Here is a 12859-nt window from a genome sequence, read left to right on the forward strand (position 1 = left end):
GCATGGGACAAGCTCTCGCGCTGGCCGTCTCGGCGGTGCTGCTCGCGGGGTTCTACGCATCGATGGCCTACGGACTGGGCCTGATCTACGGCGTCCTCCGGGTGGTGAACCTCGCGCACGGCGGCATGATCATGGTCTCGGCGTACGCGTCCTGGCTGCTGTTCACCAGGCTGCACATCGACCCGTACCTCGCGATTCCGATCGTCATGGTGGTTTTTTTCTTCATCGGGATGGCGATCTACCGGGGCCTGGTGCGCTTCCTACCGCGGGGAGCGGCAGGGGGCGTGCAGTCCCTGCTCCTGCTCTTCGGCGTCTGGCTGGTGCTTCGCAACGTCATGTACCTGCTCTTCGGCGGTGACGACCAGGCCGTGCGCACGTCCTACTCGACGGCCTCGGTGTCGATCTTCGGCAACTCCTACTCGCTGAACCGGGTGCTGGTGTTCGCGATCTCGCTGGTCGTGCTGGTGTGCCTGCAGCAGTGGCTGTCGCGCACCTACACCGGCAAGGCGGTCCGGGCAGTGACGCAGAACCCGGACAGCAGCACGCTGGTGGGTATCGACGTCGAACGCATCTACTCCCTGACGTTCGGAGTGGGGACGGCGCTGGCCGGGCTGGCCGGCGTGCTCGCATCCACCCTGTTCGCCTTCAATCCCTCGTTCGGGTCCGGCGAACTGCTCAAGAGCTTCGTCATCATCGTGCTGGGCGGGCTGGGCAGCGTCGTGGGCATCGCACTCGGCGCGCTCGTCCTCGCGTTCGCCGAGGTCGGGTCCATCTACGTCGTCCCGTCCTATCTCACCGCTGCGGTCGGCTTCGTACTTCTGGTCGTCGTGCTCGTGGTGCGGCCCGGTGGCCTCTTCGGTCAGAAGGTGCTCAGGTGAGTTCGACGCGGACCCGGACAGCCGGTCGGCGAGCCGGACGCGGGCTGCCCCTGTGGCTCTCGCCGAAGGCCCTCGGGATCTTCGTCGTTGCGCTGGTCGCGCTGTATCTGGCGCCCCTGGTGCTTTCCCTCGACGGCTACCTGCACAACGTCGTCGGCCTCACGTTCATGTTCATGGCGGCTGGCCTCGCCTGGAACTGGCTCGGCGGCTATGTCGGGCAGATCAGCTTCGGGCATGCGGCGATGTTCGGGACCGGCGGTTTCGTGGCGGCGCGGCTCGCCATCACCTTCGGGCTGCCGTTCTGGCTCACCTGGGTCGTCGGCGGGCTGGTGGCCGGCCTCTACGCGCTGATCTGGGGGCACCCCACGCTCCGGCTGCGGGGCCCCTACTTCAGCATCGCCACGATCGGGGTGGGAGAAGCCACCCGTCTCGTCGCCACGTACTGGAGCGACTTCACGGGTGGCTCCTCCGGCCTGTCCCTGCCCATCGGGAACGGACCCACGAAGTACGAGCTTTACTGGTACGGCCTGTACCTGCTCGCCGCGGTGGTCGCCATCTCCTACTGGCTCCGCAAGTCCCGCATCGGCCTGGGCCTGCTGGCAATCAAGGAGGACGTCGAGGCCGCCGCCGACGTCGGCGTCAACGCCACGCTCTACCAGGACGCAGTGCTCTTCCTGTCCGGCTTCGTCGTCGGAATCTGCGGCGGTTTCTACGCGTCGTACCAGGCCTTCATCGACCCGCTCGACATGTTCAGCTTCGACCGCTCGATCTCCTTCGTGCTGATCGGCGTCATCGGCGGCATCGGCACGATCCTCGGGCCGGCGATGGGCGCCATCGTCTTCGTCGTCATCCAGGAGTTCCTGCTGGCCAGCTACCCGCAGCTCTACCTGGGCCTGTACGGGACGCTGCTCATCATCGTGATCCTGTTCGAGCCGCTCGGCCTGAGCGGCCTGCTTCTGCGACTCGGCAAGCGGCTCGGCAGGAAGCCGCCTGCGTCCACCGCTGCAGGCGGCATGGGGTCCGCCTCCGCGGATCCGGACGGGGCCCCTCCCGTCCTCACCGGTGTCCCCGGCCAGGACGACAGCAAGGGAGGGACATCGGCGTGAGCGCGCTGCTGGTCGGGGAATCGGTCTGCAAGTACTTCGGCGGCCTCAAGGCCGTCGACGACGTGAGCTTCGAGTTGGCCGAGGGCGAGATCCTCGGCCTGATCGGCCCGAACGGCGCCGGCAAGACGACATTGTTCTCCGTCGCCGCGGGGTCCGTGCCGGCCACCCACGGCAGGGTGCTGCTGGACGGCAAGCCGGTGAACGGCAAGGCCGGCTATCGCTCCGTGCACCAGGGAATCTGCCGCACGCACCAGATCGTACGGCCGTTCGCCCGGCTATCGGTGCTGGACAACGTCCTGGTCGGCCACCACTACGGGAGCCCGGAGGGAAGCCACTCCTCCCCCCGGGACCGGGCGATGGAGATCCTGGACTTCATCGGGCTGGCCGAGCGGGCGAACCAGCTCCCCGGTGAGCTGACGCTGGCCGGCCGGAAACGGCTCGAGGTGGCGCGGGCGCTGGCGACCGGGCCGCGGGTGCTGCTCCTGGACGAGGTCGTGGCGGGGCTCAACCCCGTGGAGGGCAAGCGGTTCGTCGACCTGATCCGCCAGATCCGGGAGCGCGGCACCTCGATCATCATGATCGAACACGTCATGCACGCGGTGATGGGCCTGTCCGACCGCATCATGGTCCTCGACCATGGGCGCCTGATCGCCGAAGGAAACCCGCAGGACGTCGCCCACGATCCGCAGGTGATCGAGGCGTACCTCGGCCGCGAGGACGACGAGGACGGCGAGACCGTCACCCCTTCCGCTGAGGAGCGCCACGATGCTTGAGGTCAAGGACATCGACGTCTTCTACGCCGACGCGCAGGCGTTGTACGGCGTGGGGCTGCGGGTCGAGGAAGGCGAGGTGGTCACCCTCGTCGGGTCCAACGGTGCCGGCAAGACCACCACCCTGCGGGCGATCTCGGGTCTTCGACCGATCAGTCGTGGGGACCTGGTGTTCGAGGGTTCCTCGATCGCCGGTCTGCCGGCGCACGGTCGTGCCGAGCTCGGTATCGCACTGGTGCCCGAGGGCCGCGAGCTGTGGCCGTCGTTGACGGTGCTCGAGAACCTCGAGCTCGGCTGCTACTCCAAGACGGCGCGCAAGCACCGCGATGAGTCGCTCGAGCGCGTGTTCGACCTGTTCCCCCGGCTGCAGGAACGCAGCAAGCAGGTGGCCGGCAGCATGTCGGGTGGCGAGCAGCAGATGGTCGCGATCGCGCGAGCCCTGATGACCAGGCCGCGGCTGCTGATGTTCGACGAGCCGAGCCTCGGACTGGCTCCGGTGATCGTCACCCAGGTGTTCTCCATCATCCGAAGGCTCGCGAAGGAGGGCTTGACCATCCTGCTGGTGGAGCAGAACCTCAAGAAGGCGCTGGAGGTCGCCGACCGCGGCTACGTCGTGGAGACCGGCTCCATCACCCTGCAGGGCCCGGCCGGCGAGCTCATGGCCAACGAGGGTATCCGCTCGGCGTACCTGGGGATCTGAGGATGACGGCACCTCAGATCACGCTCGATCTGCCCGACCAGCGCTTCGGGCACGCAACGCTGCGCATCTGCCGTCCCGGCTCCGGCAATGCCTTGAGCCGGGATGCGGCCGAGGAGCTTTCGGACGCCGTCGACATCCTGGCGGCGGACCCGCCCGCCGGGGTGCTGCTGGCCGCCCAGGGCGAACGGTTCTTCTGTGCCGGCGGAGACCTGGTGGACTACCGGGCCCTGACCGACTCCGACAGCACGCTCACGGCCTTCCTGCGCATGCAGGACATCCTCGGTCGTCCGCGCGCGCTTCCGTGCCTCGTGATTGGTGCGGTGGAGGGTGCCGCGATCGGTGGCGGGGCGGAGCTGGCTCTCGCCTGTGACCTGCGCGTCGCCGGTGCGCGGGCCACCTTCGCGCTGCCACAGACCCGGCTCGGCGTCGTGGTGGGGTGGGGCGCCGGCCCCTGGCTGGTCGAGGCGGTCGGCCGTGGCCGTGCCATCGAGCTGCTCACGACCGGCCGGACCCTGGGGGCGGAGGAGGCGGCCGCAGTTCGGCTCGTGGACGTCTTGGTTCCCGCGGGACAGGCGGAGTCGGCGGCCGCCGCGATGGTGGCGCAGGCGCGCACGGCATCCCCGACGGCCGTGCGTGCTGTCAAGAAGGTCCTCGATCCGGCCGCGGCACCGGAGGAGGTCACGCGGATCTTCGCCGGGCTGTGGGTCGGCGACGACCATCGCGCGGCGGAGGATGCCTGGCGCAACCGGGCGCGGGCGACCGGGACTGCGGCTCCCTCCGAACGGGCGTGAGCGGCCCGACGTACGCGCCGTCGCGTCGTACATCCAGGACACCCGTACGTCGGCCGAACGAACGATGCGACCGGTCCGCCCGGTACCTACTGTTCCAGGGATGACGACGAACTCACGACCGCCGCTGGCGGGTGTGCGGGTGGTCTCGATCGAGCTCGCGGTGGCAGCTCCACTATGCAGCCGCCACCTGGCCGACCTGGGTGCCGACGTCATCAAGGTGGAGCATCCCGACGGCGGTGACTTCGCCCGGTCTTACGACGACGCCGTCCTCGGGCAGTCGGCCTACTTCGTCTGGGCGAACCGCGGAAAGCGGAGTCTGGCGCTCGACCTCAAGAGCGATGCCGGCAGAACGGCGGTGGAACGCCTGCTCGACACGGCCGATGTTCTCCTGCACAACCTCTCGCCCGGCGCGATGGATCGGCTCGGGTTCGACCCGGGCACGGTGTCCCGCCGGTGGCCGGCCCTGGTGAACTGCGCCATCAGCGGCTACGGCGCGAGCGGCCCCTATGCCGACCGTAAGGCGCTGGACCTGCTGATCCAGGGGGAGAGCGGAATGCTCTCGGTCACCGGGACGCCGGAGGAGCCGTGCAAGGTGGGCATCTCGGCAGCGGACATGTGCGCGGCCATGTACGCCCTGTCGAGCATCCTCGCGGCGCTCCATGCACGGCAGAGCACGGGGCTGGGGGACTCCATCGACGTCAGCATGCTCGAGTCGATGGCCGACTGGATGGGAGCGCCGCTCTACCTGCAGATGTACCGCGGTAGCGCTCCCAGCCGCAACGGCGCGCGGCACAACATGATCGCGCCGTATGGCCCCTATCCGACCGGGGACGGCGCCGTGGTGAACCTTGCGGTGCAGACCCGGGCGCAGTGGGAGGGCCTGTGCCGCATCGTGCTGCAGCTCCCGGAACTCATCACCGACGAGCGCTTCCGGACCAACGACGCCCGGGTGCGCAACGGTGCGGAGCTGGACCGCGTCATCGAGGAGGTCCTGGCCGGTCACACCGGGCAGTCCGCACTGCAGCGGCTCGGTGATGCGGACATCCCGTGCGGCGAGGTACGGACCCTGGGAGGTGTGCTGACGCACCCGCAGCTCGAGGCGCGGGGACGTTGGACGAGCGTGTCCACCCCCAATGGTCCGGTGCGGGCGCTCGCGAGCCCGTTCAGTGTGCGTGGGACGGGCGGGACGCCCGGACGGGTCCCGGCGCTGGGTGAGGACACCGCGGCGATCCTGGCCGAGCTCGGGCTCGACGCCGCGGCGGGCCCGTCGCCGGCCGGTTAGGTTGCCGGCCGGCCGGGGCATGTCGGCCGGATCGTGGCGGGCGGGGTTCTTGAGCCAGATCCTGATCGAGGCGACGTCGACGGCGTTGCGGTCTCCGTAGGACTCGGCATCGAGCACCTAGAGCATGGTGTGCAGCTCCAAGGCGAGCACCAGACGCGCGGCCGGGTCGTCCAGGTCGACCCCGAACAGCTCGCGGGCCCGCTGCAGGCGGTGGCGCAGCGAGTTCGGGTGCAGCTGGAGGCGCGCTGCGGCGGTCCGTACATCCCCGAAGCAATCCAGGTAGACCCGCAGCGTCCGCACGTACTGGGTCTGGTGCGAGGCGTCGTGCGCGGTGAGGACCGCCACCTGCTCCGAGGGCGCGAGCCGCTGCTGCTCGAACAGGTCGCGCAGGTCGAGCAGCGCGATGTCGGCCCACACGCTCTCCACCAGACTGACGGAGCGGTCGCGGTCGCCAGCACCGAGCACGCACAGGACCTGGTCCACGTCGCGACGCGATCGGGTCACCTCGGTCAGGGTGGGCACGGTCCGCCCGACGGCCCCGAGGACGACCAGGCTCATCGCCTCGGCGCGAGCGGCGACGTGCTCGGTCAGCCGCCGGAGCCGGTCACGGCCGGTCTCCTCGGCGGTCGGCAGCAGCGCGTAGACAGTCGAGCCCAACGCGTACGTCGCCGACCGCCGGTGGAAGGTCTCGGTCAGGGCGCCGGTCAGGTGGACGAAGCGCTCCCGGTGCCCGACGACGTCCGGTGCCCGGCCATCGTCGGGCCGCACCGAGAACCCGATCACCGTGTATCGCATGTCGAGGCTCAAGTCGAGATGCCGGGCGTGGGTCTCGACCCGGCCCCGGCCGTCCAGGAGCGAACGCAGGACGCCACCTCGCACGCTCCGGGTGAGGTCGTGGGCCAGCTGGTGGCGCAGGAAGTGCGGGGCCGCGAGCCTGGCGGCCTGCTGCAGTGCCGCCTCGGCTCCCTCGGGGAAGGGAGTGCTGGCCTCGGCGACCGAGATCTCGCCGACCAGATCCTCGCCCGCGCGGACCGCGACCCGCAGCCGGGTCCGCAGGCCCTCGTAGCCCTCGAGGCGGGTCACACCTGCGTCGGGCCGCCCAGCGCTGTACACCCCGTCGCGTTCGAAGCGGAGGATCCAGGCCGGCGGGGTGCGCCGACCCAGGATGGTGTCCCGGCGGACCTCGTCGACGTCGTCGTCGAGGTTGGAATAGGCCATCACCTGGTGACGGGCGTCGTACAGCACCACCGAGCCGCCCACCATGTCCGCGACGGCGTTGGCCAGGGCGAACAGGTCGCCGCCGGCGAGTTCGGGCGCGTCCTCGGGGATGTCTGGCGCGCTCAGAATGAGCCCGCGGGTGAGCGTGAAGAACTGGCCCCACTCCAGCTCCGGGTTCAGTTGGAGGATCGCGACCCCCGTGCCCGGGCCGGACGAGGATGGCACTGCGCCGGACGGCGCCGACCGGAAGGCCACGGCCGCGGCTCGGGAGTCCTCCGCCAGGCGCAGAAGGTCTGCGCCGTACCGGTCATCGAGCGCCAGACCGACGGCCAGGATGACGTCACCGGGCTCGATCACCGGCGCCGCGGCGGAGTCGTAGATCACCAGATCCGTGACAGGGACGTCGAGTCCGCCGGGCGTGGCCAACGGCGTCACCATCGCCTCGCCGATGGACTCGAGCAGGTACCGGAGCGTGACCCGCGCCATCGTCCTCGCGGGGACGGGTCCCACCGGCGGGCCAGTCATCCGCCGGCCGGCGCGAACCGCAGGACCGCGAGCCCGATGTCTCCGCGATGCGAGAGCACGTCCGCGCCCAGGGCCATCAGCGCGCCGCTGTGGACGGTGACCGAGCGGTTGGCCAGGCCGGGTGTCACCGGGGCGTAGAAGAAGTCACCGGTCGCGCGTGTCTCGGCCCCGGCTCGGCGTGCGCGTCGGCTGGCGTCGGCGTCGGCGTCGTCCGAGCGGGGTCGCAGGTCCACCAGGAGATGGTGGCAGGTGCCGACCGGAGACGGCATCGTGGGAGCTGACAACGCGGCGTGGTTCATGTTGGTCGATCACACGGTGAAGTCCGCCATCGGCGTCCGTACCTTTGCTCTCAGTAGCACCTGTACCCACAGCACGAAACTCGGATCCGGATCGACGAGAGGCGCACTCCCATGGGGCAGAGCCCGATCACCGGGATCAGCACGGTGATGTTCGACTTCTACGGCACCGTCGTGGACATGCAGGGCGGCCTGATCACGGCGCTCACGCCGTACCTGGAGGAGAAGGGATACACCGAGAACCCGCCGTCCCGCCTGGTGACGTGGTGGCGCCGCACGCACTTCGAGAACTCCATGATCGACGCGTTGCTCCACCGTGACCACACGCCGTACAAGGAGATCGGCCGCCAGGCGGTCGACTACACGCTCGACCGGGCCGGCATCCCGCACACGATGAACGAGGTCGTCTCCCTGGTGGCGCAGATCGAGCGGCTCGAACCCTTCGACGACGTGGTGGCGGGCCTGGAGGCCTTGAAGGGGAGCGGCCTCGAGCTCGTCATCTTGTCCAACGGCGACCCGGACATGCTCGAGCGGGGAGTCGCCTACTCCGGGACGGCGCACCTGTTCGACCGGGTCGTCTCGGTCGCCGAGGCGGGCAGCTTCAAGCCGCACGCGGTGACGTACCGCACGGCGGCCGAGCTGGTCGGCGTGCGCCCCGACGAGGTCTGCTTCGTGGCCAACCACGCTTTCGACTGCATCGGCGCCAAGGCCGCCGGGATGCGCACCGCGTTCGTCGACCGGCGCAAGCGGCCCTTCGGCAACGACCAGTACCCGCCGGACGCGGTGGTGGCCGACTTCACCGAGCTCACCGCGATGCTCGGGGCGGCGCCGGTGGCATGAGCGTCACCCTGGACGCGTTCATCGCCCTGAGCGACTCCTGGGCGGGACTCCTCGCCGGTCCTCCATCGGATCGCCGTGCGCCAGCACCGGTCGCTGACTGGAAAGCCGCTGTACGAGGCGCGGGACCGTCGCCACGGGCACCTGCAGCTCGAGTGCCGGCAGTGGGGAGCCGTTCGCCGCGCCGGGCCACCGGGCCCCGGTCCTGGTGAAGGAGTAGCACCAGCTCGGCGATGTCGACGCCGCGATTCACGACGTGCGATCATGGCTCGGCGACTGACCGCTGCGGCCGTGATCACTACCCGATCGAGCGGCGGAACGCCCGTCAGCCGTCCACGGCCTGCAGGAAGCGACGGACCGTCTCGGTGAAGACCTCCGGCTGCTCGGAGTGCACCCAGTGCCCGGCGTGCTTGACCCGCACCAGCCGGGTCGCCGGGAACAGCTGGTCCATCCGCGCGCGGTCCCGGTCGAGCACGTAGCTGGAGCCCGCCCCGGCGATCCACAGCACCGGGCCGGGGTAGGTCGCGCCGGGCGGCGGGTCGGGGAAGCGCCGCAGCTCGCCGAGGTCGCGGGCCAGCAGATCCAGGTTCAGCCGCCAGCGCCAGCCGCCGTCCGGCCCGACGCCGTCGCGCACCAGGCTCTGCAGCAGGAAGGCCCGCACCATGTCACTGGGGACGGCGACGCGCAGCGCGGCGTCGGCCTCCTCGCGGCTGACCAGGGCGCCCAGGTCGACCTGCTGCATCGCGGCGATGAACGCCGCGAACGGCGAGGCCTCCTCGTCCGGGTCGTCGGTGCGGCCGCCGGACTCGGGGTAGTCGGTGGGGGCGATGTCGACGACGACGAGCGCCCGCAGCAGCTCCGGACGGCGCAGCGCCAGTTGCATGGCCACCTTGCCGCCCATCGAGTGCCCGACCAGGGTGACCGGGTCGCCGAACGACTCGAGCTCGGCGGCGACCAGCGCGGCCATGTCCAGGTAGTCGACCCGGTCGGTCCACGGTGAGTGCCCGTGGTTGGGCAGGTCCAGCAGGGTCACCCGGCGGCCGTCCTCGGCCAGCCGCCGGGCGATCGTCGTCCAGTTGCGGCCCTGGCCGAACAGGCCGTGCACGAACACCACCCGCGGCCCGGCGTCGCCGAGCGTGCGGGCCGCCAGCCGGATCGCCTCGGTCATGACCCCATCCCATCAGACGACGCGGCCGATCCGATGTCGCTGCCGGGAACCGCCGGTGGTGGCCTCTACCGTCGGCAGCGACCCGGCCGGACCCGCCAGCCGGCACCGAGCGAGGAGGCGACGCGTGCCCGGACGCCGTCGGCGCACGAGTTCCACCCGCCGGACCGGCACCGCCACGAGCCGGGAGACGACCGCAGCCGCACCGAAGAAGGCGGCACCGAGGAAGGCCACTGCGGCGAAGGCAACCTCGCGGAACGCAGCTCTCCAGAAGCCGACCCGCAGTGCGCCGGCGGCCCCGGAGCTGCCGGTCGCGGGGCCGGGGGAGCGGGTGTGGGTGCTCGCCGTCCCGTTCCGAGCCCCGGCGCCGGGTGCCAGCTGGCACGCCGGCCTGCAGGCGACGGTCCGCGTGGGCGCCACCCTACCGCCGGAGCTGGCCGGCTACGACTCCGCGCCGTACACGTTCGAGCGCTTCCTGGAGGACGACCTCAACGCCGAGCCTCGTCCGGTGCCGGCCGCCCTGCCGATGCAGCCCCGTGCCGAGCAGCTGTCCGGCGCGGCGGCGATCGCCGCCTCCGTCGCCGCGGGGAGCCGGATGTTCCTGCTCGGCGACGACCCGGGGGTCGGCAAGACCGGGACCGCCGTCCTGGCCGTGCGCCAGATCGCCGCCCAGCGCGCCAGCGGAGCGCGGCCGGTGCGCACCGTGCTGGTGGTCGCCGACCGGCCCGCCGCGATCACCGTCCCGCACTGGACCCGGTCGATCGCCGCCTTCGGCGACGGCGGGCTCCGCTGGTGCGTGACCACCTGGGACCGGCTGGGCAAGGTCGCCACGCTCAGGTTCGACGTGGTCGTCGCCGACGAGGCGCACATGGTGCGGCACACCACGACCCAGCGGTGGAAGCACTGGAAGGCCGTCTCGGGCGCCGGCCGGGTGAAGGACGCGCCGTTCGTGCTGCTCGCAACCGCCACCCCGGCGCACAGCCCGCTCGAGCTGCCCTACCTGGCGCCGCACTTCGCCACCGTCCACGGCGAGCCGCTGCGCGCCTGGTCCGACCTCCCGACCCGGCTGGCCGCCCACGGGTTCCACGTGGAACGAGGCCGCTACGGCTGGACATGGACCGAGGACGCCGACGAGCGCCGCGCCGACCTGGCCCGGCTGCGCGGCTGGCTGGCCGACACCGACCCGCCGGCGACGCTGCACCGGCCGGCACCCTGGGGCCCGGTCTCGGTGACCGGCACCCCGGTGCTGCTGACCCCGGCCGAGCGGGCGCAGTACGAGGCCGAGTGGTCTGAGTTCCGCGCCGAGATGCAGCTGGCCCGCCGGAAGCGGGAGACCGCCCGCGGGCGAGCGGCGCTGCTGCGCTTCCGGCAGAAGGCCGGGTTGATCCGCGCCCAGGCCACCGTCGAGTGGGTGAAGGCGCAGGTGGAGGCCGACCGGCAGGTCGCCGTGTCGGTGGAGTTCGTGGAGACCGCGGCCGACCCGATCCGCGAGGCACTGCTCGACGGCGGCGTCCCGGTGGCCTCGATCTTCGGCCGGGACCGCTTCGACGTCGAGGCCGAGCGGCAGCGCTTCCAGATCGGCGAGGCGCCGGTGTGCGTGTTCACCGTGACGGCCTCGATCAGCCTGCACGCCGGGGAGCTGCTCCCCGGGGGCCTCGCGGCGTCGACCACCCCGCGGGTGGGGCTGTTCCACCAGCCCCGGTTCTCCGGCATCGCCGCCCGGCAGGTCACCGGCCGGACGCACCGGGACCACCAGGTCTCCCCGTGGCGGATCGCCTACGCCGCCGACACGGTGGAGGAGCAGGTCGCCCGGGTGATGGTGGAGCGGCTGGCGGTCACCGGCTCAACCGCCGGCGGCGACACCGCCGGGCTGCAGCAGGTGGCCGAGCTGCTCGACGCCGACTGGCTGCCCGCCGCCTCACTGACCGGCGACTGACCGGCGACTGAGGGGGCCGACCCGGTCCGGCCTGGACCGACCGCCTCAGCGCCCGGCGCTGTACTGGGCGCTCACCTCGGCCGCCGACAGGACCCGGTTGTAGACGCTGGGGTAGGCCACCGAGCCGGCCAGGAAGGAGCTGGTGGGTGTGCTGGGCCAGCCGGCGAGGCTGTCCTGGCCGATCCGCCAGTACCCGTTGTAGACCTCCGCCGACCTGGTGGCCGAGCTCTGCGCGACGAGCGCCCCGTCCGCGTAGAGCTTCATCCCGGTGCCGGGGGAGAAGGTTGCGGTGGCCAGGTGCCAGCGGCCGTCGTTGTAGGCGCTCGTGCCGCCCGCGGTGTAGTAGCCGTTGTTGTAGACGCCGAAGACCAACTGGCCGCCGTTGGTGAGGTAGACGTGCCGGTCGTAGTTGGTGGAGGCCGCCCCGGCCGCCCCGCTGCCGAAGCCGATCAGCTTGCCGCCGCCGGCCGTGGTGGTGGCGAACCAGATCTGCACGGTGAACGACTGCGGGTTGGTCACCAGCTGCGTCGTCCAGATCTTGCCGGCGGCCCCGTCCAGGCCGATGGCGCGGTTGGCACCGTTGCCGCAGGCCGGCCCGGCGACCCCGTAGGTCACCCCGCTGCCGCTGTACGTGCCGTTCCCGGCCGCACCGGTCGAGCCGCCGTTGACCGCGGTCGGGCCGACCGACTCCTGGAGGGCGAACGCGGTGACCGCCGCGGCCCCGTTCTGCCCGGCCGCGGCGGCGCAGGTCCACGGGCCTGCCCCGTACTGTTCGGCCACCGCGGCAGCGGACAGCACGCTGCCGTACACGCTGACGTGCGCCAGCGAGCCGGCGAAGTAGTTGCTGGTCGGCGTGCCGGTCCAGTTGCTCAGGTTGTCGTAGCCGACCCGCCAGTAGCCGTTGTAGACCTGGGCAGCCGTGGTCGAGGTGTTCGAGGCGACCAGGGCCCCGTCGACGTAGAGCCGCATGCCCGTCGACGACGAGAAGGTCGCGGTCGCCAGGTGCCACCGGCCGTCGTTGTACGCGGCCGGGCTGGTCGCCGTGTAAGAGCTTGGAAGGGAATTACATCAGTGTAATTCGTCGTCGATGGTTCGCGGTGTGATCGTGTAGTTCCACTCTGGGTGGAACGGATCGCCGTCGAGCCGGACGTCGGCGAGTTCGGCATCGGTGACCTTGATCTTGTCGGGATAGGAGCCCTCGTCCAGGCGGGCGTAGACCTTCAGCCCGGTGCGGGTGGTGGTCGAGGCGATCAGGTCGATGATCACCTGGCGGCTCTCCAGCGGTTTGCCGCGCCAGTTGATGGTGATAAAGCTGAACAGCCGATGTTCGATCTTGTTCCATTTGCTGGTGGCCG

The 12859-nt window shown here is 71.1% G+C and carries 12 protein-coding genes and 2 pseudogenes; 8 read left to right on the top strand and 6 right to left on the bottom strand.

The features are described from left to right. Positions 1-2 precede the first annotated feature (2 nt). The 6 genes from BLW04_RS16255 (at position 3) to BLW04_RS16280 (ending at position 5527) form a co-directional block, all read left to right on the top strand. Positions 3-878 carry a branched-chain amino acid ABC transporter permease gene (locus tag BLW04_RS16255; RefSeq protein WP_091543368.1) on the top strand — a complete coding sequence of 292 codons (876 nt, stop codon included), beginning with the start codon at positions 3-5 and terminating at the stop codon, positions 876-878. After that, positions 875-1984 (top strand): branched-chain amino acid ABC transporter permease, encoded by a 1110-nt coding sequence (locus BLW04_RS16260; protein WP_091543369.1) that lies wholly within the window; start codon positions 875-877, stop codon positions 1982-1984. The genes BLW04_RS16255 and BLW04_RS16260 overlap by 4 nt, the downstream gene beginning before the upstream one ends. Continuing rightward, complete coding sequence (locus tag BLW04_RS16265; RefSeq protein WP_091543372.1) at positions 1981-2757, top strand: ABC transporter ATP-binding protein; 777 nt, start codon at positions 1981-1983, stop codon at positions 2755-2757. Before BLW04_RS16260 ends, BLW04_RS16265 begins: the two co-directional genes overlap by 4 nt. Next, positions 2750-3454: an ABC transporter ATP-binding protein gene (locus BLW04_RS16270; protein ID WP_091543374.1), complete on the top strand. Its 705-nt coding sequence runs from the start codon at positions 2750-2752 to the stop codon at positions 3452-3454. Before BLW04_RS16265 ends, BLW04_RS16270 begins: the two co-directional genes overlap by 8 nt. A 2-nt stretch (positions 3455-3456) precedes the next feature. Continuing rightward, on the top strand, positions 3457-4245 hold the full coding sequence (locus BLW04_RS16275; protein ID WP_091543377.1) for an enoyl-CoA hydratase/isomerase family protein: 789 nt from the start codon (positions 3457-3459) through the stop codon (positions 4243-4245). Between the two features lie 100 nt (positions 4246-4345). Continuing rightward, positions 4346-5527, top strand: coding sequence for a CaiB/BaiF CoA transferase family protein (locus tag BLW04_RS16280; protein WP_091543379.1), 1182 nt, complete (start codon positions 4346-4348; stop codon positions 5525-5527). A 117-nt stretch (positions 5528-5644) separates the two neighbouring features. Here the strand turns inward: BLW04_RS16280 and BLW04_RS16285 are convergent, their stop codons facing one another. Continuing rightward, positions 5645-7231 carry a PucR family transcriptional regulator gene (locus BLW04_RS16285; RefSeq protein WP_175484091.1) on the bottom strand — a complete coding sequence of 529 codons (1587 nt, stop codon included), beginning with the start codon at positions 7229-7231 and terminating at the stop codon, positions 5645-5647. A 35-nt stretch (positions 7232-7266) separates the two neighbouring features. Further along, a complete protein-coding gene (locus BLW04_RS16290; RefSeq protein WP_139306869.1) occupies positions 7267-7503 on the bottom strand; it encodes a hypothetical protein in 237 nt (78 codons plus the stop codon). Between the two features lie 177 nt (positions 7504-7680). Here BLW04_RS16290 and BLW04_RS16295 point away from each other — a divergent pair, with 177 nt between their 5' ends. Beyond that, a complete protein-coding gene (locus BLW04_RS16295; protein ID WP_091543385.1) occupies positions 7681-8406 on the top strand; it encodes a haloacid dehalogenase type II in 726 nt (241 codons plus the stop codon). Between the two features lie 322 nt (positions 8407-8728). On the opposite strand, the gene BLW04_RS16300 is transcribed toward BLW04_RS16295, so the two are convergent. Continuing rightward, positions 8729-9571: an alpha/beta fold hydrolase gene (locus tag BLW04_RS16300; protein WP_091543387.1), complete on the bottom strand. Its 843-nt coding sequence runs from the start codon at positions 9569-9571 to the stop codon at positions 8729-8731. 124 nt (positions 9572-9695) lie between these two features. Between BLW04_RS16300 and BLW04_RS16305 the strand changes: the two genes are divergently transcribed. Further along, the gene (locus BLW04_RS16305; protein WP_091543390.1) at positions 9696-11504 is read left to right on the top strand and encodes a DEAD/DEAH box helicase; all 1809 of its coding nucleotides are present in this window, start codon (positions 9696-9698) and stop codon (positions 11502-11504) included. Between the two features lie 45 nt (positions 11505-11549). On the opposite strand, the gene BLW04_RS29700 is transcribed toward BLW04_RS16305, so the two are convergent. The 3 genes and pseudogenes from BLW04_RS29700 to BLW04_RS16315 all read right to left on the bottom strand — a co-directional run. After that, positions 11550-12314 carry a LamG-like jellyroll fold domain-containing protein gene (locus BLW04_RS29700; protein ID WP_371327797.1) on the bottom strand — a complete coding sequence of 255 codons (765 nt, stop codon included), beginning with the start codon at positions 12312-12314 and terminating at the stop codon, positions 11550-11552. After that, positions 12291-12542: pseudogene (locus BLW04_RS29195) on the bottom strand (LamG-like jellyroll fold domain-containing protein); the annotation flags it as partial. The gene BLW04_RS29700 and the pseudogene BLW04_RS29195, both read right to left, overlap by 24 nt. 30 nt (positions 12543-12572) lie before the next feature. Continuing rightward, positions 12573-12859, bottom strand: a pseudogene (locus BLW04_RS16315) (ISAzo13 family transposase); the annotation flags it as partial.

It is taken from the genome of Modestobacter sp. DSM 44400 (genome assembly GCF_900107175.1).
Classification (GTDB): Bacteria; Actinomycetota; Actinomycetes; order Mycobacteriales; family Geodermatophilaceae; genus Modestobacter.

What these genes read in the sequence shown, in the direction of transcription:
- BLW04_RS16255 (WP_091543368.1), top strand. Translation starts at nt 3, where the DNA reads ATGGGACAAGCTCTCGCGCTGGCCGTCTCGGCGGTGCTGCTCGCGGGG.
- BLW04_RS16270 (WP_091543374.1), top strand. Translation starts at nt 2,750, where the DNA reads ATGCTTGAGGTCAAGGACATCGACGTCTTCTACGCCGACGCGCAGGCG.
- BLW04_RS16275 (WP_091543377.1), top strand. Translation starts at nt 3,457, where the DNA reads ATGACGGCACCTCAGATCACGCTCGATCTGCCCGACCAGCGCTTCGGG.
- BLW04_RS16280 (WP_091543379.1), top strand. Translation starts at nt 4,346, where the DNA reads ATGACGACGAACTCACGACCGCCGCTGGCGGGTGTGCGGGTGGTCTCG.
- BLW04_RS16285 (WP_175484091.1), bottom strand. Translation starts at nt 7,231, where the DNA reads ATGGCGCGGGTCACGCTCCGGTACCTGCTCGAGTCCATCGGCGAGGCG.
- BLW04_RS16295 (WP_091543385.1), top strand. Translation starts at nt 7,681, where the DNA reads ATGGGGCAGAGCCCGATCACCGGGATCAGCACGGTGATGTTCGACTTC.
- BLW04_RS16300 (WP_091543387.1), bottom strand. Translation starts at nt 9,571, where the DNA reads ATGACCGAGGCGATCCGGCTGGCGGCCCGCACGCTCGGCGACGCCGGG.